Annotated in this window: 15 protein-coding genes; 8 read left to right on the forward strand and 7 right to left on the reverse strand. The window is 74.8% G+C overall.

Annotated elements, in window-relative coordinates; genetic code table 11:
* Positions 1–62 precede the first annotated feature (62 nt).
* Complete coding sequence (locus ACFQ11_RS15690; protein WP_378299054.1) at positions 63–1,223, forward strand: glycoside hydrolase family 1 protein; 1,161 nt, start codon at positions 63–65, stop codon at positions 1,221–1,223.
* A 43-nt stretch (positions 1,224–1,266) separates the two neighbouring features.
* Here the strand turns inward: ACFQ11_RS15690 and ACFQ11_RS15695 are convergent, their stop codons facing one another.
* Entirely contained in the window at positions 1,267–3,486 is a 2,220-nt protein-coding gene (locus tag ACFQ11_RS15695; protein WP_378299055.1) for a glycoside hydrolase family 3 C-terminal domain-containing protein, read from the reverse strand.
* Positions 3,467–4,231 (reverse strand): TetR/AcrR family transcriptional regulator, encoded by a 765-nt coding sequence (locus ACFQ11_RS15700; RefSeq protein ID WP_378299056.1) that lies wholly within the window; start codon positions 4,229–4,231, stop codon positions 3,467–3,469. The genes ACFQ11_RS15695 and ACFQ11_RS15700 overlap by 20 nt, the downstream gene beginning before the upstream one ends.
* 173 nt (positions 4,232–4,404) lie before the next feature.
* Between ACFQ11_RS15700 and ACFQ11_RS15705 the strand changes: the two genes are divergently transcribed.
* The 4 genes from ACFQ11_RS15705 to ACFQ11_RS15720 all read left to right on the forward strand — a co-directional run bounded on the left by ACFQ11_RS15705 (position 4,405) and on the right by ACFQ11_RS15720 (position 9,599).
* The gene (locus tag ACFQ11_RS15705; protein ID WP_378299057.1) at positions 4,405–5,937 is read left to right on the forward strand and encodes an ABC transporter substrate-binding protein; all 1,533 of its coding nucleotides are present in this window, start codon (positions 4,405–4,407) and stop codon (positions 5,935–5,937) included.
* Positions 5,938–6,013: 76 nt separating this feature from the next.
* The gene (locus ACFQ11_RS15710; RefSeq protein ID WP_378299058.1) at positions 6,014–6,955 is read left to right on the forward strand and encodes an ABC transporter permease; all 942 of its coding nucleotides are present in this window, start codon (positions 6,014–6,016) and stop codon (positions 6,953–6,955) included.
* Positions 6,952–8,769, forward strand: coding sequence for a dipeptide/oligopeptide/nickel ABC transporter permease/ATP-binding protein (locus ACFQ11_RS15715; protein ID WP_378299059.1), 1,818 nt, complete (start codon positions 6,952–6,954; stop codon positions 8,767–8,769). Before ACFQ11_RS15710 ends, ACFQ11_RS15715 begins: the two co-directional genes overlap by 4 nt.
* Positions 8,766–9,599, forward strand: coding sequence for an ATP-binding cassette domain-containing protein (locus ACFQ11_RS15720; protein ID WP_378299060.1), 834 nt, complete (start codon positions 8,766–8,768; stop codon positions 9,597–9,599). The genes ACFQ11_RS15715 and ACFQ11_RS15720 overlap by 4 nt, the downstream gene beginning before the upstream one ends.
* A gap of 11 nt (positions 9,600–9,610) precedes the next feature.
* On the opposite strand, the gene ACFQ11_RS15725 is transcribed toward ACFQ11_RS15720, so the two are convergent.
* From ACFQ11_RS15725 to ACFQ11_RS15745, 5 genes are all read right to left on the reverse strand, one after another.
* Positions 9,611–10,249, reverse strand: coding sequence for a response regulator (locus ACFQ11_RS15725; RefSeq protein ID WP_378299061.1), 639 nt, complete (start codon positions 10,247–10,249; stop codon positions 9,611–9,613).
* Position 10,250: 1 nt separating this feature from the next.
* Positions 10,251–11,453, reverse strand: a complete 1,203-nt coding sequence (locus ACFQ11_RS15730; protein WP_378299062.1) for a sensor histidine kinase — start codon at positions 11,451–11,453, stop codon at positions 10,251–10,253.
* Positions 11,454–11,529: 76 nt separating this feature from the next.
* Complete coding sequence (locus ACFQ11_RS15735) at positions 11,530–14,058, reverse strand: FtsX-like permease family protein (RefSeq protein ID WP_378299063.1); 2,529 nt, start codon at positions 14,056–14,058, stop codon at positions 11,530–11,532.
* On the reverse strand, positions 14,055–14,888 hold the full coding sequence (locus ACFQ11_RS15740) for an ABC transporter ATP-binding protein (protein ID WP_378299064.1): 834 nt from the start codon (positions 14,886–14,888) through the stop codon (positions 14,055–14,057). Before ACFQ11_RS15740 ends, ACFQ11_RS15735 begins: the two co-directional genes overlap by 4 nt.
* 85 nt (positions 14,889–14,973) lie before the next feature.
* Entirely contained in the window at positions 14,974–16,740 is a 1,767-nt protein-coding gene (locus ACFQ11_RS15745) for a family 20 glycosylhydrolase (RefSeq protein ID WP_378299065.1), read from the reverse strand.
* Positions 16,741–16,895: 155 nt separating this feature from the next.
* Here ACFQ11_RS15745 and ACFQ11_RS15750 point away from each other — a divergent pair, with 155 nt between their 5' ends.
* From ACFQ11_RS15750 to ACFQ11_RS15760, 3 genes are all read left to right on the forward strand, one after another.
* On the forward strand, positions 16,896–17,591 hold the full coding sequence (locus tag ACFQ11_RS15750) for an SDR family NAD(P)-dependent oxidoreductase (RefSeq protein WP_378299066.1): 696 nt from the start codon (positions 16,896–16,898) through the stop codon (positions 17,589–17,591).
* Positions 17,591–18,268: an SDR family NAD(P)-dependent oxidoreductase gene (locus ACFQ11_RS15755; RefSeq protein WP_378299067.1), complete on the forward strand. Its 678-nt coding sequence runs from the start codon at positions 17,591–17,593 to the stop codon at positions 18,266–18,268. Before ACFQ11_RS15750 ends, ACFQ11_RS15755 begins: the two co-directional genes overlap by 1 nt.
* A 135-nt stretch (positions 18,269–18,403) precedes the next feature.
* Complete coding sequence (locus ACFQ11_RS15760; RefSeq protein WP_378299068.1) at positions 18,404–19,606, forward strand: cytochrome P450; 1,203 nt, start codon at positions 18,404–18,406, stop codon at positions 19,604–19,606.
* The last annotated feature ends 29 nt before the right edge of the window (positions 19,607–19,635 follow it).

Consider the following 19,635-nt stretch of genomic DNA (forward strand, 5'->3'; position numbering starts at 1 on the left):
TGAACGCAAAACTAACCACCTGGTAGGTTTTGTTCGTCGAACGGCGAGCGAGGAGGACGAACGTGGGCTTTCCGGACGGGTTCCTGTGGGGTGCGGCGACGAGCGCCCACCAGACCGAGGGCAACAACGTCGCGAGCGACTTCTGGGCGCTGGAGAACCGGCCGGACGGCTTCCTGCCGGAGCGGAGCGGCGACGCCTGCGACTCCTACCACCGGTGGCCGGACGATCTCGACATCGTGCGCGACGTCGGGCTCAACGCGTACCGGTTCGGCATCGAGTGGGCGCGGATCGAGCCCGTCGAGGGGCAGGTGTCGCGGGCGGCGCTGGCGCACTACCGGCGCGTCATCGAGGGGTGCCTGGAGCGCGGGCTGGCGCCGGTCGTGACTTTGCACCACTTCACGAGCCCGCTGTGGTTCTCGAAGGCCGGGGGCTGGACGGACGCCGGCGCGATCGAGCGGTTCCGCCGGTACGTGCGGGCGGTCCGGCCGATCCTGGACGGCGTCCCGTGGGTGTGCACGATCAACGAGCCGAACATGCTCGCGATGATGGCGAACATGGTGAGGCGCGAGAAGCGCAGCGAGAACGTCGCCGGGGCCATGCCGCCGCCGGACCCCGCCGTCGCCGACGCGCTCACGGAGGCGCACCGCGCCGCGCGGGAGGAGCTCGGGCCGGTGAGAACGGGATGGACGGTCGCCAACCAGAACTTCGAGGCCGTCGACGGGGCCGAGGCCGAGCGGGACGAGTGGGCGTGGTCGCGCGAGGACCGGTTCCTCGACGCCGCCCGCGACGACGACTTCATCGGCGTGCAGGCGTACACCCGGGTGCGGATCGGCAAGGCCGGGGCGCTGCCCGAACCGGACGGCGCGCGCCGCACCATCACGGGCTGGGAGTTCTACCCGGCGGCGCTCGGCAACGCGGTGCGGCACACGGCGGAGCGGATCCCCGGCGTGCCGATCCTCGTGACGGAGAACGGCATCGCGACCCGGGACGACGCCGAGCGGATCGAGTACACGCGGGGCGCGCTCGAGGGCCTGCGGGCGGCGCTGGCCGACGGCGTCGACGTCCGCGGCTACCTGCACTGGTCGCTGCTCGACAACTACGAGTGGGGGACGTACGCGCCGACGTTCGGGCTCGTCGCGGTCGACCCGGACACGTTCGCCCGCACGGTGAAGCCGAGCGCCCGGTGGCTCGGCGAGGTCGCGCGCACCGGCGCGCTCGGCTAGCGGGAGGGGGCCGGCCGCCGGCGCGGTGCGGCCGGCCCCCGGCTCAGGACCCGGTGTCGCCGGCCTGCACGGCGGCGACGAGGTCGTCCACGACGTCGCCGGTCAGGCCGATGCCGAACGTGCTGAACTTCGCCAGCGGGATCCCGCGGGCGAGCGCCAGCAGCGCGGGCGGCCCCTGCGAGGCGAGCCCGGCGGCGGCGCTCAGCCGCGACTTCAGCACCCGCGAGCCGACCGGGTGGTCGAGCCACTCCCCGAGCGTCGACATGGGGCCGAGCGTCATGACGTGGCCGTCCCCGGGGGTGGACAGTTCGGCGCGGAGCCGGATGTCGCGGGACGACGCGCCGACCTCGACCGTGAAGGTGCCGGCGTCGACGCGCCAGCCGCCGCGGGACGGCGACCACTGCGCGATGTCGCGGCCGGTGAGCTCGAACCGGACGCGGGTGCGCTCGCCCGGCGCCAGCCCGACCTTCGCGAACCCGCGCAGCTCGTGCCGGGGGCGGGTCGGGAGCTCCTCGTCGAACGCCACGTAGAGCTGGACGACCTCGTGCGCCGCGCGGTCGCCGGCGTTCGCGATCGTCGCCTCGACGGTCCACGCGTTCGGCCCGGTCTCGCGGGCGTCGAGGTCGGAGTACTCGAACCGCGTGTAGGACAGGCCGTGGCCGAACGGGTAGGCGACGTCGCGGCCGAGCGTGTCGTAGTAGCGGTAGCCCACGTACCGTCCCTCGCCGTAGACGACGTGGCCGTCCGCGCCGGGGAAGTGCAGGTGGGAGGGGACGTCGGCGAGCCGGTTCGGGATCGTCTCGGTGAGCCGCCCGGACGGGCTGTGCACGCCGAGCAGCAGGTCGGCGATGGCGGAGCCGCCCGCCTGGCCGGGCAGCCAGCCCTCCAGGACGGCGCCGGCGGCGTCCTGCCACTCGGCGACGGACACGACGCCGCCGTTGGCGAGGACGACGACGACCTCGGGGCACGCGGCGGCGACGCGGCGCAGGAGGTCGGTCTGGACGGCGGGCAGGTCGAGGGTCGTGCGGTCGAAGCCCTCGGACTCGGCCTCGTCGGGCAGGCCGAGGAACACGACGGCGACGTCGGCGGACGCGGCGGCGGCGACGGCCTCGGCGGCGAGCGACGCGTCGGGCTCGCCGTCCAGCCGGTATCCGGCGGCGAACGTCGCGGCGGTGCCGGCGCGGAGCGCGTCCCACGCGTTGTCGAGGCGGGTGGGGACGACGTGCGAGCTGCCGTGCCCCTGGTAGCGGGGGGTGCGGGCGAGTTCGCCGACGACGGCGAGGCGCCGCCCGGCGGCCAGCGGCAGGACGCCGTCGTTCTTCAGCAGGACGATCGAGCCGCGCGCGGCCTCGCGGGCGAGCTCGTGGTGCGCGTCGACGTCCCAGTCGTCGAACCGCTCGGCGCGTCCCGCCCGGTCGGCGAGGGCGATGACGCGGTCGGCGGCGCGGGTGACGGCGTCCTCGTCGAGGCGGCCCGCGCGGACGGCGTCGACGATCTCGTGGTCGGTGCGGGTGGGCGGCATCTCGAGGTCGAGCCCGGCGGCGAGCGCGGCGACGCGGTCGTTGACGGCGCCCCAGTCGGAGACGACGGCGCCGTCGAAGCCCCACTGCTCGCGGAGGACCTCGGTGAGCAGCCACGGGTTCTCGCTCGCGTACACCCCGTTGATCTTGTTGTAGGAGCACATGACCATGGCGGGGGCGGCCGTGCGGACGATGTGCTCGAACGCGGGCAGGTAGATCTCGCGGAGCGTCTGCTCGTCGACGTCGGCGCTGATCCGCATCCGGTCGGTCTCCTGGTTGTTGACCGCGAAGTGCTTGACGCACGCGCCGATGCCGCGGGACTGGATCCCGGCGACGAGCGCGGCGCCCATGACGCCGCTGACGTGCGGGTCCTCGGAGAAGTACTCGAAGTTGCGCCCGCACAGCGGGGACCGCTTGATGTTGACGCCGGGGCCGAGGAGGACGTCGGCGCCGAGCGCGGACGCCTCGCGGGCGAGGGCCTCCCCGACGCGCCGGGCCAGGTCGGCGTCCCAGGACGAGCCGAGCGCGACGGCCGGGGGGAAGCAGGTCGCGGGGACGCTGTCGGTCAGGCCGAGCGCGTCGCCGGACCCGCGGTTCTGGCGGCGGACGCCGTGCGGGCCGTCCGCGAGGGTGATCGCGGGGACGTCCCGCACCTGCTCGGTGTGCCAGGTGTCGCGGCCCGATGTGAGCGACGCCCGCTCCTCCAGGGTGAGGCGCGCGGAGTCACGGTCGGTCTGTGTCATGCGGTTCCTTTGCGGGCGGGGACGGGTCGGCGGGGCCGGGCCCGGGCGCGCCGGGGCCGGACGTCGCGGGCGTCGGCGGCGCGGGCTCCGCGGACAGTTCGAGGGTGAGCCCGAGCTGGCGGAGGAACGCGACGACGGACGCGTGCATGTCGACGGCCTCGGGCTCCAGGAGCCACTGCGTCTGCAGGCCGTCCATGAGGGCGAGGAACTGGCCGGCGACGATGCCCGCGTCGTGGTGCAGGGGCGGGTCGGGCCGGGCGAACAGTTCGGAGAACGCCTTGGTGAGCCGCTCGCGGAGCAGCCGGTAGCGCTGGACGAAGTAGTCGTGCGCGGGGTGCTCGGGGTCGGCGGCCTCCCCGGAGATCTTGACGTAGAGGCCGACCATGCCGGGCGTCCGCATGTTCCGGTGCACGATCCGGACGGTCGCGTCCAGCAGCATCTCGGGGCGCTCGTCGGTGCCGGGCCCGAACAGCATCGCGGCGTCGGCGCGGTCGCGGCGCCCGAGCACCTTGATGAGCACGTCCTCCTTGCCGGGGAAGTGGTGCAGCAGGCCCGCGTGGGTGAGCCCGGCGTGCGCGGCGATGTCGCGCAGGGAGACGGCGTGGAACCCGGACCGGGAGAACAGCTCGGTGGCCGAGTCGAGGATCGTCGCGCGGGTGCGCTCGCCCTTCGTCGGCCCCTTGCGGCCGGCGGCGCGGCCGGTGGTACGGCCGCCGGACGCCCGGCGCGGGGTCTGGTCGCTCATGGCTGCGGGCCTTCCTGGGATGTCGGGCTGGGTGGGTTCATCCTTCAGCGCATCCTGTGACCGAGCAAAACCTACCACGTGGTTAGTTCCGCGTGTATGCTCGCCGACACCCCGGCGGGACCTCGGGCCGCCAGAGCGTCGAACAGCCGTTGTGCTCGGAGAACGGAGTAACGATGAAGAAGATCACGAGGGGGGTCGCGGCCCTCGCGGCCTGCGCCACGGCGGCGGCCGCGCTGACCGCGTGCGGCGACTCCGGCGGTAAGGGCGGCGCGTCCGACTCCCTCACCGTCGCGACCATGACCCTCCCGCAGAGCCTCGACCCCAAGGACGCGGCGGGCAGCGCGATGCCGTTCTTCCAGGCGGCCTACGACACGCTCGTCAAGCGCGAACCGGACGGCACGTACAGCCCGATGCTCGCCACGAAGTGGGAGTACAACGGCGACCGCACCGAGCTGACGCTGACCCTGCGCGGCGACGTGAAGTTCGACGACGGCACCCCGTTCGACGGGGCCGCGGTGAAGGCGAACATGGAGCGGTTCGCCAAGGGCGGCGGCGGGATGGCCAAGACGCTGGCGGACGTCGAGAAGATCGAGGTCACCGACGCCACGCACGTCGTGCTGCACCTGAAGCAGCCGAACCCGGCGATGCTGTTCTACCTCAGCGACGCCGCCGGTCTCATGGCCAACCCCGCGAAGTTCGACGACGCGGGCGACCCGCTGAAGACCAAGCCGGACGGCACCGGCCCGTTCGACCTCGACTCCGGCCGGACCGCCATCGGCACCAAGTGGGTCTACACCGCCGACACCGGCTACTGGGGCACGAAGCTGCCCTACACGCAGCTGACGTTCCAGTACTTCGACAACGAGACCGCGATCGTCAACGGGCTCAAGACCGGGCAGGTCAACGCGGCCGTCCTGCAGACCGCCAACGCGCAGGCCCGCATCGAGAAGGACCCGGGCGTCGAGACGCAGAAGCAGGAGTTCGACTTCCAGGGCATCCTGCTGTTCGACCGCGGCGGCGCGATCGCCCCCGCGCTCGCCGAGCCGAAGGTGCGGCAGGCCCTCAACCACGCCATCGACCGCAAGACGATGCTCGCCAAGATCCAGCAGGGGCGCGGCGAGGTGACGAGCCAGGTCTTCGGCACCGAGAGCGTCGCCTACCAGGAGGAACTCGACTCCCACTACTCCTACGACCCGGCCAGGGCCAAGAAGCTGCTCGAGGAGGCCGGCTACGCGGACGGCTTCGAGCTCAAGCTGCCGCGCATCTCCGCGATCGTCTCCGACGCGCTCGCCTCGTCCCTCCAGACGTACTTCAAGGCGATCGGCGTCGAACTGACCTGGGACGACATGGACCAGTCGGCCGTCCGGCGGATCTTCACCGACCGCGAGTACCCCGGCATGGTCATGAACATGGGCCAGTCGGCCAACGACTGGGTCGCGATCGGCGAACTCGTGCTGCCCGGCACGTTCAACTTCTTCGGCACCACCGACGAGACCGTGCAGAAGCTGCTGCCGCAGATCAGCGCCGTCCAGCCGAAGGAGGCGGAGGCGCAGCTGCACGAACTGAACCGGCACCTCGTCGAGGAGGCCTGGTTCGTCCCGTTCTACCGGCTGTCCTACCTGCACGTCTCGGACGGCAGCGTCGAGATCCGGCCGCAGTCGGGCATGGCCCTGCCGTCGATCTACAACTACGCGCCGGCCGAATGACGGCCCGGACGCCGGACGGCCCGCTCCCGTCCGGCGTCCTCCCGGACCAGCCTCCCGACCACAGAAGCCGAGTCAGATGCTGAGCTTCGTACTGCGCAGGACCGCGGCGGGGGTCGTGCTCCTGTTCGTGATCTCCGTCCTGTCCTATCTGCTGCTGTCGATCCCCGACAACGACGTGGGCCGCCAACTGCTGGGCAACCGTGCCGCGCAGGACCTGGTGGACGCCAAGAACGCCGAGCTGGGCCTCGACCGTCCCGTCCTCGCCCAGTACGCCGACTGGCTCGCGCACGCGGTGCGCGGCGACTTCGGCACCTCGTGGTTCACCGGCGAGGACGTCCTGCAGTCCATCACCACCCGGCTGCCCGTCACCCTCAGCCTGATGGTCGGGGTGACGCTGGTCAGCGCCGTCCTGTCGCTGCTGCTCGGCGTGTGGGCCGGCGTCCGGCGCGGCCCGATCGACCGGTTCGTCCAGATCCTGGGCGTGGTCGGGTACGCGCTGCCCGGGTTCCTCGTCACCCTCGTGATCGTCGTGGTGTTCGCGGTGAAGCTCCGCTGGTTCCCCGCGATCGGGTACATCGGGTTCAGCGAGTCGCCGTCCGGCTGGCTGTCCACGGTCACGCTGCCGATCGCGTCGCTGTCGGTCGCCGCCGTCGCGGGCGTCTCCCAGCAGGTGCGCGGCGCCGTCATCGACGTGCTCCGGCAGGACTACGTCCGGACGCTGCGCGCCCGCGGCCTCCCGCCCGGCCGGATCCTGTTCCGGCACGTGCTGCGCAACGCGGCCGCCCCGCCGCTGACGGTCCTCGGCCTGCAGTTCGTCGGGATGCTCGGCGGCGCGGTGCTGGTCGAGCAGATCTTCGGCCTGCCGGGCATCGGCAGCATGACCGTCACCTACACCACCCGCGGCGACATCCCGATGATCATGGCGATCGTGATGTTCACGGTGGTCGGCGTCATCGCGATCAACCTGCTGGTGGACGTCCTGATCGGCTGGCTCAACCCGAAGGCGAGGGTCTCGTGAGCGAAACCGTCGAGAAGGCCCCGGCGGCGCCCGCCCGGCGGCCGGGCGGCGCGCTGCGGCGGCTGCTGCGCAACCCGCTCGGGCTGGTCCCCGCCGTGATCCTCGCGGCGATCGTCGTCGCGGTGCTGCTCGCGCCCGTCCTCTCTCCGCAGGACCCCGGCACCGCCGACCTCGCCGACTCGTTCGGCGGCCCCACCGCCGGCCACCCCCTCGGGTTCGACTCCGCCGGGCGCGACCTGCTGTCCCGGCTGCTGCACGGCGGCCGGTTCACCCTCGGCGGCGCCGTCATCGCCCTGCTCGTCGCGCTCGCGCTCGGCGTCCCGGCCGGGCTCCTCGCCGGGTACCGGGGCGGACGGTTCGACGCCGCGGCGAGCTGGACCGTCGACCTCGTCATGGCGCTCCCCGCGATGGTCGTGCTGCTCGCGTCCCGCGCGATCCTCGGCAACACGGTCTGGGTGCTGATGATCGTCCTCGGCGTGCTGGTGGCGCCGAGCTTCTTCCGGCTGGTGCGCGGCATCGTCGCGGGCGTCCGCGGCGAGCTGTACGTGGACGCGGCGAAGGTGTCGGGTCTCACCGACCTGCGGATCGTCGCCCGCCACGTCCTCATCGTCGTCCGCGCCCCGATCATCATCCAGGTCGCGCTCGTCGCCGGGCTCGCGATCGGGCTCCAGGCGGGGCTGGAGTTCCTCGGCATCGGCAGCGGCGACACCCCGACCTGGGGCGCGATGCTGAACGAGGCGTTCCAGAACATGCAGCAGGCCCCCTCCATGATCGTGTGGCCGGGCCTCGCGCTCGGGCTGACCAGCGCGTCGCTCGTCCTGCTCGCGAGCGCGCTCCGCGACGCCCTCGAGGACCGCGGCGACCGCCCCGCCCCCGCCCGCCCCCGCCGCCCGCGCGACCGGCGCGGCGGCACGGCCGGCGCGAAGACCGCGGCGCGCGCGAGCGACGCGGCGGACGGGGCGGACGCGACGGACGGGGCCGCGGACGCCGCCGAACGGGCGGACCTGCTGTCCGTCCGGGGGCTCGCCGTCGCGTACGGGGAGAAAGAGGTCGTGCACGGCATCGACCTGGACGTCCGCCAGGGCGAGATCGTCGGGCTCGTCGGCGAGTCGGGGTCGGGCAAGTCGCAGACGGCGTTCTCGATCCTCGGGATCCTCCCCGAAGGCGGGCGCGTCAGCGGCGGCAGCGTCACCGTCCGGGGACGCGAGATCGTCGGGCTGTCCGAGCGGGAGCACCGGGCGCTGCGCGGGGACGTCGTCGCGTACGTCCCGCAGGAGCCGATGAGCAACCTCGACCCGTCGTTCACGATCGGCGACCAGCTCGTCGAGCCGATGCGGTACAAGCTCGGCATCTCGAAGGCGGAGGCGCGCGCCCGCGCGCTCGACCTGCTGCGGCAGGTCGAGATCCCCGACCCCGAGCGGACGTTCGGGTCGTACCCGCACGAGATCTCGGGCGGGATGGCGCAGCGCGTCCTCATCGCGGGCGCGATGTCCTGCGACCCGGAACTGCTCATCGCGGACGAACCGACCACCGCCCTCGACGTCATGGTGCAGGCGGAGGTGCTCGGCCTCCTCCGCCGCCTGCAGGCCGAACGCGGCCTCGGCGTCCTGCTCGTCACCCACAACCTCGGCGTCGTCGCCGACCTGTGCGACCGCGTCAGCGTGATGCACGACGGGCGCATCGTCGAGTCGGGTCCCACCGAGCGGATCCTGGGCGAGCCCGCCGAACCGTACACGCGCCGCCTGCTCGGGGCCGTCCTGGACGACGTCCCGGCCCGCGAACCGTGGCGCCCCGCGCAGAAGGAGACGGCGTGAACGACGACGCACTGCTCACCGTCGAGGACCTGCGGGTCTCGTACCCGGGCAAGGGCTTCCGGGCGCCCCGCACCGAGGTGCTGAAGGGCGTCTCGCTGGAGGTGCGGCCCGGTGAGACGCTCGGGATGGTCGGCGGCTCCGGCTCCGGCAAGACCACGATCGGACGCGCGATCCTCGGGCTCGCACCCGTCCGGTCGGGCTCGATCACGTTCGCGGGCGAGCGCATCGAACGGGCCACCGGCAGGCAGCGGCGGCGGCTCAGCAAGGACCTCCAGGTCGTGTTCCAGGACCCGTACACGTCGCTGAACCCGTCCCTGGCCATCGGCGACACGCTCTCCGAGCCGCTGCTCGCGCAGGGCATGGGCCGTCGCGACGCCCGCCGCCGCGTCGGCGACCTGCTGGAACGCGTGCACCTGCCGTCCGACGCCGCCGCCCGGCTGCCCCGCGAGTTCTCCGGCGGCCAGCGGCAGCGCGTCGCGATCGCCCGCGCCCTCGCGATCGGGCCGAAGCTGATCGTGTGCGACGAGCCCGTCTCGGCGCTCGACCTCACCACGCAGCGGACCGTCCTCGACCTCCTCCTCGAGATCCAGGAGCAGACGGACGTGTCCTACCTGTTCGTCTCGCACGACCTCGCGGTCGTCCGCTTCGTGAGCCACCGGGTCGCGGTGCTGCACCGGGGCGAGATCGTCGAGACGGGCGACGCGGCGCGGGTCACCGAGGACCCGAGGCACCCGTACACGCGGAGCCTGCTGCTGTCCGCGCCGGTCGCGGACGTCGCCGAACAGCGCGCCCGCCGCGAGGCGCTGGAACGCGAGCGCGCCGCGTCCTGACGCCGTCCCGCTCAGGAACGGGTGATGAGGCCGCGTTCCAGCGCGGTGACGACCGCGTGGGTGCGGTCGGCGACGTCGAGCTTGGCGAAGATGCGCAGCAGGTGGGTCTTCACGGTGGCCTCCGCGATGACCAGCCGCCGGCCGATCTCGGCGTTGGACAGGCCGTCGGCGACCGCGTTGAGGACGTCGACCTCGCGGGCGGTCAGCGTGACGGGGGCGGGCCGCCGCATCCGCGCCATGAGCCGCTGCGCGACCCGCGGCGCCAGCACGGTCTCGCCGCGGGCCGCGGACCGGACGGCGTCGATGAGCTGGTCACGGGTCGTGTCCTTCAGGAGGTAGCCGACGGCGCCCGCCTCCACGGCCCGTTCGATGTCGTCGTCGGTGTCGTAGGTGGTGAGGATCAGCACCCGGGTGCCGGGGCCCGCCGACACGATCCGGGTGGTGGCGGCGACGCCGTCCAGGACGGGCATCCGCAGGTCGAGGAGAGCCACGTCGGGACGGTGCCGCGCCACGAGCTCGACCGCCTCGCGCCCGTCGGCGGCCTCGGCGACGACGGCGATGGCGGGTTCGGCGGCCAGCAGCGCGACGACCCCGGCGCGCATCGCCGGATGGTCGTCGGCCACGATGACCCGCAGTTCGGCTTCGGGCATGTCACTCCTCGGCGGGCGGGACGGCGGCGGGCGGAACGGCGGCGGGCGGGACGGGGGCGGGCGGGACGGAGGCGGGCGGGACGGCGGGCAGGACGGCGAGGACCCGGGTGCCGTCGCCGGGGGAACTGGTCACGGTGAGCTCGCCGCCCAGCTCGGCGACGCGGCGGCGCATCCCGGCGAGGCCGAAGCCGCGGGCGGCGGCGACGTCGAACCCGCGGCCGTCGTCGGTGACCTCCAGCTCGACGGCGTCCGGTCCCCCGGCGAGGACGACGCTCACCGCGGACGCGGCGGCGTGCTTGCGGACGTTGGCCAGCGACTCCTGGGTGCAGCGCAGCAGCGCGATCCGGGTCGCCTGGTCGCAGTCGACGTCGGCGAGGTCGCCGTCCACGGCGAGGCCGGTGTCCTCGGCGAACCGGTCGAGGGTGCGGCGCAGCGTCCGGGCGATCGAGCCGGAGGCGTCCCGCTGGGCGGCGCCGACCAGGACGCGCGCCTCGGCGAGGTTCTCGCGCGCGGTGCGCTCGATCGAGGTGAGCCGGGCGGACGCCGCGGGATCGCCCGTGAGGTCCGCCCGCGCCGCCTCCGCCAGGACGACGATGGACGCCAGGCCCTGCGCGAGCGTGTCGTGGATCTCCCGGGCCAGCCGGTCGCGTTCCTGCGCCGCCCCCTCCCGGCGGTACGCGTCGGCGAGCTCCAGCCGGGCCGCCGCCAGTTCCTCCGCGAGCCGCCTGGACCGTTCCGCGGCCCGCCTGAGCAGCAGGTGCACGAACGCGCCGAGCACCGCCCCGGCGGCGAACGCGGCCATGATGACGACCTGGTTCCCGGCGAGCGGGTCGCCCGTCCGGACGGCACCGCCCGCGAGGGCCGCGGCGGCCCCCGCGCCGCTGCACGCGACCGCCCGCGCCACGGTAGGGGCGAACAGCCAGAACGTCGGGAGCGACACGACGAACAGGGAGGCGCCGCCGCCGCGCAGGTAGGCGACGGCGCCGAGCCCGGCGACGAGGACGGCCAGGAACGGCACCCGCGCCCGCGGGAACCGCAGGGCGGCGAGGTGGGCGACGCCGAGCGCGATCGGCGTCCACGTGGCCCAGTGCCGCATGGCGCCCTGGTCGCCCAGCCCGGCGACGACGAAGGGCGCCGCGCCGAACAGCAGCCACAGGCCCGTGTTCCATCGCAGGATCCGGAACCGGTCGTCGGGGGGCGCCATGGTGATCACCTTACGTTTCCTCGGTGGGCGCCGGTCCCGGGGCGCGGCCGCCCGGCCGCGCCCCGGGACCGGCCCGCTATCCGCGCTCGCCCGCGACCGCGTGGCCGGGACGGACGCGCAGCAGCGCGAGCGCGGGCAGGAGCGTCGCGGCCAGGGTCAGCCCGAGCGCGGCGGCGGCGACCGCGGCCAGGATCCACGGGGAGCCGCCCGGGACCGGGCCGCCCAGGACGCTCAGGCTGAGCGGCACCAGCGTCGCCGCGGCGACCAGCAGACCCACCGCGACACCGGCCGCGGTGACCAGCACCGCCTCCACCGCCATCATGCGCAGCACCTGCCGCCGGGCCGCTCCGGCGAGCCGCAGCAGCCCGAACTCGCGCCGCCGCTCCCCCGTCGCGATGATCTGGGCGTTGACCAGGGCGATCGCGGCGTAGCCGACGACGACGGCGAGGACGAGCCAGGCCATCCACGCCTGCGTGCGGTCCTGCTCGGCGCGCAGTTCCGACAGCGTCTCCCGGTCGACCACCCGCAGGCCCGGCCCGCTCTCGGCGAGCGCGCGGGCGAGCCCGGCCCGGTCCGCGCCGGGCTCGGCGGTCACCAGGATCTGCGGGACGAGACCGCCGTCGGTGTGGGGCAGCAGAACCCCCGCGGGCAGCAGCGCCGTCTCGTAGCCGGGCGGCGACTCCACGGTGGCGACCAGTTCGAGGGCGGCGCGGCTGCCGTCGCCGAGCCGCATCGGGACCGTGTCGCCGATCTCGTAGGGCCCCGCGTACCGCTCGGGCAGCGCGACCGTCGCGCCGTCGAGAGCGTCCAGGCTGCCGCCGGTGACGCGGAACGCCGTGGTCCGCTCGACCCCGGACGCGGTGACGCCGAGCAGCGCCATCGCGGGCGGATCCGGCGCGTCCTCGCCCTCGTCGCCCTGGTCGCCCTCGTGGACGAGCGGCCCGGCCAGCCCGGCGGGCTCGATGAAGCCGGCGCTGGCGACCTGCGCCGAGGCCGCCGCGACGCCGGGATGCCGCGCGATCTCGTCGACCATCGCCGGGGGCAGGCCGCCCGCGGCGGAGGTGACCGCCAGGTCGGCGCGCAGGCGGTCCTCGAACACCTCCCGCGCCCCCTTCGTCTGCGTGGTCTGCATGTAGACCAGCGCCAGCGCCAGCCCGGCGGCCAGCATCACCGGCAGGACCGCGCCGGTCAGCCGGGCGGTGCGGGCCCGGGCGTTCTCGGTGGCCAGGTGGCCGGCGTACCCGGTCACGGCGCGCAGCGGGCGGCGCAGCGCCGCCGTCACCGCCGTGGCCAGGACGGGCCCCAGCAGCGCGAACCCGGACGTCCACACCAGCGTGGCGGGGGTCGCGATCCCGGCGGCGTCGGGGCCGTCCGCCCTGGCCGTGACCAGCGCCAGGACCGTGCCGCCGGCGAGGAAGCCCAGCCCCGCGACGATGCGGGCAGCACCGAACCGGCGGCTCTCCACGGACGCCTCCGCGAGCGCCTCGGCGGGCCGGGTGCGGGCCGCGCCGTGGGCCGCGACGAACGCGGCGACGAGGGCGGTGAGCAGCGCGGTGCACACCCCGGCGACGAGCGGGACGTTCCCGGCGCGGTACGCCAGCGTCTCCGGCACCGCTCCCGCGTCGGCGAACGCGGCGAGCAGCCACCGCCCCACGTACGGGCCGGGCAGGCAGGCGAGCCCGGTGGCGACCACCGCCAGCAGCATCGTCTCGCCGACGACCAGCCGGCGGACCTGGCCGGGCGTGGCGCCGACGGCCCGCAGCAGCGCCGTCTCGCGCGCCCGCCGCCGGATCGACAGGCCGAGCGTGGCGGCCACGCCGAACACCGTCACCATGGCCGACAGCCCGCCGAACGCGGCGGCGAGCGGGATCAGGTCCTCGCCCTCGGACATGACGCCGGGGTCCTCCGCCCGGCCCCGCTCGTCACCGGTCAGCACCGCGACCTGCCTGCCGTCGACCGCCTCGGCGACGGCGCGCTCCACCGCCGCCACGCCGGTCCCCGGCGCGGTGAACACGCCGATGGAGTCGACCTTGCCGGGACGTCCCGTGATCCGCCCGGCCTCGGCGTCCGTCAGGTAGACCGCGCCGGAGCCGCCGACCAGCCCGGACACCCGGTAGCGCGCCGCGCCGCCGCCCAGCAGCAGGCCGACCGTGTCGCCGACGCCCGCGCCGAGCCCGGCCGGCAGCACCACCTGCCCGTCCCCGGACGGCGCCGTGCCCCGGACGAGCGCGGCGGGGGCGAGCCGCGCCGACGACCAGCCGTGCCCGGTCAGCTCCCGGCCGCCGTCCGCCCACCGGACCGGGAACGACACGTCGGACGCCGTGCCGGTCACGCCCGGCACGGCCGCCAGCTCCGCCGCCAGACCCGCGTCCAGCGGGACCCGCTCGGCGAACACCTCGTCGGAGGCGGTGCCGTGGTAGCGCTGGTCGCCGGTCACCACGATCGGCGCGGCGCCGAGCCGCTGCGGCGGCGCCGCCCGGTGGATCCCGGACTCCAGCAGCCCGCCGCAGCCGATCACGATAACGGCGCCGAGGAACATCGCGACGAACGCGGCGAGGAACCCGCCCGCGTGGAAGCGCAGCATGCGCAGCGAGATGCCGATCACCACAGCTCCCGCACGGTCTCGCCGCCCGCGGCGCCCGCGTCGTCCGCGGTGGGCGCCCGCTCGCCCCGCAGCCGGGTCATCCACTCCGCCACCCGCTCGGACGTGGGCCGGTTCAGCGCGCCCGCGATCCGGCCGTCCGACAGGAACACCACCCGGTCCGCGTACGCGGCCGCCACCGGGTCGTGGGTCACCATGACGACCGTCCGCCCCTCCTCCGCGACGACCTCCCGCAGCAGGGTCAGCACCTCGCGCGCGTTGCCGGTGTCCAGCGCGCCGGTCGGCTCGTCACCGAAGACGACCGCGGGCCGGGTGACCAGCGCCCGGGCGATCGCCACCCGCTGCTGCTGCCCGCCCGACAGCTCCGCGGGGCGGTGGCGGCGCCGGTCGGCCAGCCCGACCCGCTCCAGGACCTCCGCCACCGCGCCCCGGTCCGGCCGCCGCCCCGCCAGCCGCAGCGGCAGCGTCACGTTGTCCACCACGGTCAGCGCCGGAAGCAGGTTGAACGCCTGGAACACGAACCCGATCCGCTCGCGGCGCAGCCTGGTCAGGGCCCGCTCGCCGAGCGAGCCCAGGTCCGTCCCGTCCAGCCGCACCGATCCCGACGTCGGCCGCTCCAGGCCCGCCGCGCAGTGCAGGAACGTGCTCTTGCCCGAACCGGACGGCCCCATCACCGCGGTGAACGTCCCGCGCGGCAGCCCGACGGTCAGCCCGTCCAGGGCCGCCGTCCCCCGCCCCGGACCGCCGTACACCTTGCGCACGGCCCGCAGCCGCACCACCTCGTCCGGCTCCGTGGCCGGACTCCCGCTCGCCGACTCGGCAACTTCTGTCATGCCGTCGATCCTGGTCGCGGGGGCGGCACCGCCGACAGCCTCGACCGGCTGAACCCGTTGTCCACCGACCGGTGGACAACGGGCGCTACCCGGGGAAGGCGGTCGTGGAGCGGTAGTGGTCGCGCCAGCCGAGGGCGTCCCACCACGCGGGGTGGGACGCGAGGCGGTGGCGGTAGTCGTCCCACCCGGTGCGGGCCGGGGTCCACGCCTTCTCGGCGATACCCGGGAGCCTCGGCAGGAGCAGGAACGCGAGGTCGTCGAAGCCCTCGACGGTCTCGCACCAGATCGCCGCCTCGACGCCCGCGAGGTCCGCGCCGTCCGGGATCTCGGTGAGCGTGCCCGGCGTCCAGTCGAACAGCTCCCGGCAGGTGCGCGGCTCGTACGACTCGTGCCCGACCCGCGTGCGCCGCGCGGTCTGCGCCGCGTCCCGCGAGTCCTCCGCGTACCGGCGGTCGAGGTACATGACGCTGCTGGCCGACGCGAGGACCGGCGTCCCGGCGGCGACGGCGGCGGGCACGTCGCGCGCCGACTCGGCGAACGCCGCCGCCATCACGTCGACGAGCGCGTGGTACTCGGGCGGGATGCTCTCGCGCGCCGCGTCGGCGTCGAACTCGTCCCCCGCGCCCACCCACTCCTGCGCGACGTCCGCCGGGGTCAGCGCACCCGAACGCGCCGCCTCCTGCCACGCGACGACCCGCTTGCCGGTGGCCCGCCCGATCTCGAGCGCCCCCGCGACGAACTCCCGGTACAGCTCGTCCGGCATGCCGAACGCCTCGTCGCCGCCGATGTGCAGGAACGGCCCCGGCGTCAGCGCGGCGACCTCCCGCAGGACGTCCTCGACGAACCGGAACGTCGCGTCCCCGCGCGGATGCAGGTACGCGAGCAGCTTGTGCACCGGCTCGTCCGGCCCCTGCAGCTCGGGGTACGCGCGGACGGCCGCCAGCACGTGGCCCGGCATGTCGAGCTCGGGCACGACGGTGACGAACCGGGCCGCCGCGTACGCGACGATCTCGCGGAAGTCGTCCTGCGTGTAGGAGGGCCGCACGCCGTCGTCGGCGTTCGTCAGCCGCCCCGGCCACGTCTGCGGGTCGGTGAGCCGCGGCCACGCGCCGATCTCGAGCCGCCACGCCTGGCTGTCGCTGAGATGCAGGTGCAGGACGTTGAACTTGTAGAGGGCGAGGAGGTCGACGACCTTCTTCACCTGGTCGACGGTGAAGAACCGCCGCACCACGTCGAGGGACAGGCCCCGCCACGCGAACGCGGGCCCGTCCGCGATCCGCACCCGGGGCGCGACGAACCCGCCGCCGTCCCGCCGGAGGAGCTGCGCGAACGTCACCGCGCCCCGGAACAGGCCCTCGGCGTCCCCGGCGGTGACCGTGCACCCGCCGTCGCCGTCCACGACCAGCCCGTACCCCTCCCGCCCCCCGGACGTCGCGGCACCGGCGGCGCCGGGCACCCCCGCGGCGGCCGCGGCCGTCACGGTGTCCGCAGCGGCCGAAGCGTCGACGGCGGGCGAGCCGGCACCAGCCGACGCGGCACCAGCCGACGCGGCACCGGGCACAGGGGGTGTGGCGGGCGGTGGGTGGTGGGCGGCGGTGCGGGGGTCGATGCCCCGGGGGCGGGTGATGGACGCGGCGTCGGCGGGGGTGCCGAGGACCAGGCGGAGGTCGCCCTCGGTGCCGACGGTGACGGTGGTCTCGGCGGCGTGGAGGCGCGCGAGGAGGCCGGCGACGGTCTCGCCGAGGGGGCGCAGGGACTCGGACGGGACGGCGACGCGGAGCCGGGGGCCGAGGGTCGCGGGCGGGCCGTCGAGGGGTGTCAGGTGTTGCGGGAGCGGGATGGGTGCCGGCACTGCCCCTCCAGGGTCTCGTCATGGCCTGTCCCGATTTTCTACCACATGGTAAGTAATCGGGCCGCTGTTCACTGGCGGTTCAAATTTCCGCCATTTCCCTTGCGACCTGCCGTTATGTCGGTTTCGCTGGGCGTTCGGACATCCGAGGAGGCGTGATGCGACGAAGAATCGCGCTCGTCACCGGGGCGGCCGGCGGGATCGGGACCGCCGTGGTGGACGAGCTGGCGAGCCGCGGGTGGACGACCGCGGGGCTGGATCTGCGCCCGGCGCCGGGCGCGGACCTGGCGATCGAGGCGGACGTGTCCGATCCCGCGCAGGTGAGCGCGGCGGTCGGGCGGATCGAGCGGACGCTGGGGCCGGTCGAGGCCGCGCTGTGCGCGGCGGGGCACCACGCGATCGTCCCGGCGTCGGACGTGCACTGGGACGACTGGCGGCGGATGCTGCGGGTCCATCTCGGGGGCGTCGTGAACGTGTGCCGGGCGGTGGCGCCCGACATGGTGAACCGGGGGCGCGGGTCCGTGGTGGCGGTGTCGGCGTCGTCGGCGGTCGGCGGGGCGGACGCGCAGGCGCACTACGCGGCGGCGAAGGGCGCGGTCCTCGGGCTCGTCCGGTCGCTGGCCGCCGAGGTCGCGCCGTTCGGCGTCCGGGTGAACGCGGTCGCGCCCGGTCCCACCGACACGCCCCTGGTACCGGACGACTCGATGCTGCGGCGGCCCGCGCACCTGCAGGGGGTGCCCGCCGCGCGGCTGACGTCGCCGCGGGAGGTCGCCCTCGCGGCGGCGTACCTGATCGAGGACGCGACGGCGTGCACCGGCGAGGTCCTGTCGCCGAACGCCGGGGCGGTGATCTGATGGCGCTCGCGCTCGTGACCGGGGCGGGCGGCCGGTACGGCGCCGCGATCGCGCGGCGGCTCGCGGCGGACGGCCACCGGGTCGCGGTGAACGACCTCCCGGACGTCGATCTGGGCGGGCTCGCCGAGGAGATCGGCGGCATCGCCGCGCCGGGCGACGTCGCGCACCCGGACGGGGTCCATGCGATGCTCGCGCGGCTGGAGCGGTCGGCGGGCGAGCACGTCGGCGTCCTGGTCGCGGCGGCGGCGCACCGGACGACCGCGCCGCTGCCCAAGCACGACCCGGACGACTGGTGGCACGTCGTCGACACCGCGCTCGGCGGTGCGTTCGCCTGCGCGCAGGCCGTCCTGCCGGGGATGGCGGAACGGGGCGGCGGGCGGATCGTGCTGCTGGCGTCGGAGGCGGGCGTGGCCGGCCGGGCGGACGCCACGGCGTGCTCGGCGGCGCACGCGGGCGTGATCGCGCTGGCGAAGTCGCTGGGCCGGGAGCTGGCGCCGTTCGGCATCGCGGTGAACGCGGTGGCGCCTGCCGAACCGGGCGAGCCGACGCCGCTCGGGCCCGCCCCGGCCGCCGGGGAGGTCGCCGCGTCCGTCGCGTTCCTCGCCGACCCGCGGCTGCCGACCATGGTCGGCCAGACGCTGAACCTGACGGCCGGCCGTACCCGCGCCCGCGCCTGAACCCGCGTCCCTCCCGGCTCGGTTCCGCGCGGGGCCACCGTCGACATTTCCCATAAAGCAAGCAAATTGCCCCTGGACCGCGCGAATTCGGCTTCCTAAGCTCGGAACGTCCACGACCGCGCACCGGGAGCGACCATGATTCCCGACATCCTGTCGCCCGAATTCGCCGCCGATCCCTACACCGGGTACCGCGTTCTGCGGGAGGAGGCGCCGCTCTTCTGGCACGAGGCCACGCAGAGCTACCTGATCTCCCGGTACGCCGACGTCGAGCACGCCTTCCGCGACCCGGTGTTCACCACCGCGAACTACGACTGGCAGCTCGAACCGGTGCACGGACGGACGATCCTGCAGCTCAGCGGGCGGGAGCACGCCGTCCGCCGGGGGCTGGTGGCGCCCGCGTTCCGCGGCGCCGAACTGCGCGACCGGTTCCTGCCGGTGATCGAACGGAACGCCCGCGAACTGATCGACGAATTCCGGACGGCCGGAACGGTCGAACTGGTCGGACAGTTCAGCGCGCATTTCCCGATCAACGTCATCGTCGACATGCTCGGCCTCGACCGGGCCGACCACGCGCGATTCCAGCGCTGGTACACCTCGATCATCGCGTTCCTCGGCAATCTCGCGCAGGACCCCGAGATCGCCGAGGCGGGGCTGCGGACCCGCGCCGAACTCGCCGAGTACATGCTGCCGATCATCGCGCGGCGCCGCGCGGAGCCCGGCGACGACCTGCTGTCGAAGCTGTGCCACGCGGAGATCGACGGGACGCGGATGAGCGACGAGGACGTCAAGGCGTTCGTCAGCCTGCTGCTCGCGGCGGGCGGCGAGACGACCGACAAGGCGATCTCCGCGCTGTTCGCGAACCTGCTCGCGCACCCCGACCAGCTCGCGGCCGTCCGGAACGACCGGAGCCTGATCCCCCGCGCGTTCGCCGAGACGCTCCGGTACAGCCCGCCCGTCCACATGATCATGCGGCAGCCGGCGGAGGACGTGAAGGTGAGCGGCGGGACGATCCCGGCGGGCAGCACCGTGACGTGCCTGATCGGGGCCGCGAACCGCGATCCCGACCGGTACGCCCGCCCCGACCGGTTCGACATCTTCCGGGACGACCTGTCCACGACCAGCGCGTTCTCCGCGGCCGCCGACCATCTCGCGTTCGCGCTCGGCCGGCATTTCTGCGTCGGCGCGCTGCTCGCCAAGGCCGAGGTGGAGGTCGGCGCGAACCTGCTGCTGGACGCGCTGCCGGAGCTGCGGCCCGCCGCCGGGTTCGCGCCCGCCGAGCGGGGCCTGTTCACGCGCGGCCCGGCGGCGGTGCGGATGGCCTTCACCCCCGCCGCCTGACCCGCCCGCCGCCTGGTCCGGCCCGTCCG

It is taken from the genome of Actinomadura sediminis (assembly GCF_042675525.1).
Classification (GTDB): domain Bacteria; phylum Actinomycetota; class Actinomycetes; order Streptosporangiales; family Streptosporangiaceae; genus Spirillospora; species Spirillospora sediminis.

Excerpts from the sequence above, each read along its gene's own strand:
- ACFQ11_RS15695 (WP_378299055.1), bottom strand. The coding sequence starts at position 3,486 with ATGACACAGACCGACCGTGACTCCGCGCGCCTCACCCTGGAGGAGCGG.
- ACFQ11_RS15700 (WP_378299056.1), bottom strand. The coding sequence starts at position 4,231 with ATGAGCGACCAGACCCCGCGCCGGGCGTCCGGCGGCCGTACCACCGGC.
- ACFQ11_RS15705 (WP_378299057.1), top strand. The coding sequence starts at position 4,405 with ATGAAGAAGATCACGAGGGGGGTCGCGGCCCTCGCGGCCTGCGCCACG.
- ACFQ11_RS15710 (WP_378299058.1), top strand. The coding sequence starts at position 6,014 with ATGCTGAGCTTCGTACTGCGCAGGACCGCGGCGGGGGTCGTGCTCCTG.
- ACFQ11_RS15725 (WP_378299061.1), bottom strand. The coding sequence starts at position 10,249 with ATGCCCGAAGCCGAACTGCGGGTCATCGTGGCCGACGACCATCCGGCG.
- ACFQ11_RS15730 (WP_378299062.1), bottom strand. The coding sequence starts at position 11,453 with ATGGCGCCCCCCGACGACCGGTTCCGGATCCTGCGATGGAACACGGGC.
- ACFQ11_RS15740 (WP_378299064.1), bottom strand. The coding sequence starts at position 14,888 with ATGACAGAAGTTGCCGAGTCGGCGAGCGGGAGTCCGGCCACGGAGCCG.
- ACFQ11_RS15750 (WP_378299066.1), top strand. The coding sequence starts at position 16,896 with ATGCGACGAAGAATCGCGCTCGTCACCGGGGCGGCCGGCGGGATCGGG.
- ACFQ11_RS15755 (WP_378299067.1), top strand. The coding sequence starts at position 17,591 with ATGGCGCTCGCGCTCGTGACCGGGGCGGGCGGCCGGTACGGCGCCGCG.
- ACFQ11_RS15760 (WP_378299068.1), top strand. The coding sequence starts at position 18,404 with ATGATTCCCGACATCCTGTCGCCCGAATTCGCCGCCGATCCCTACACC.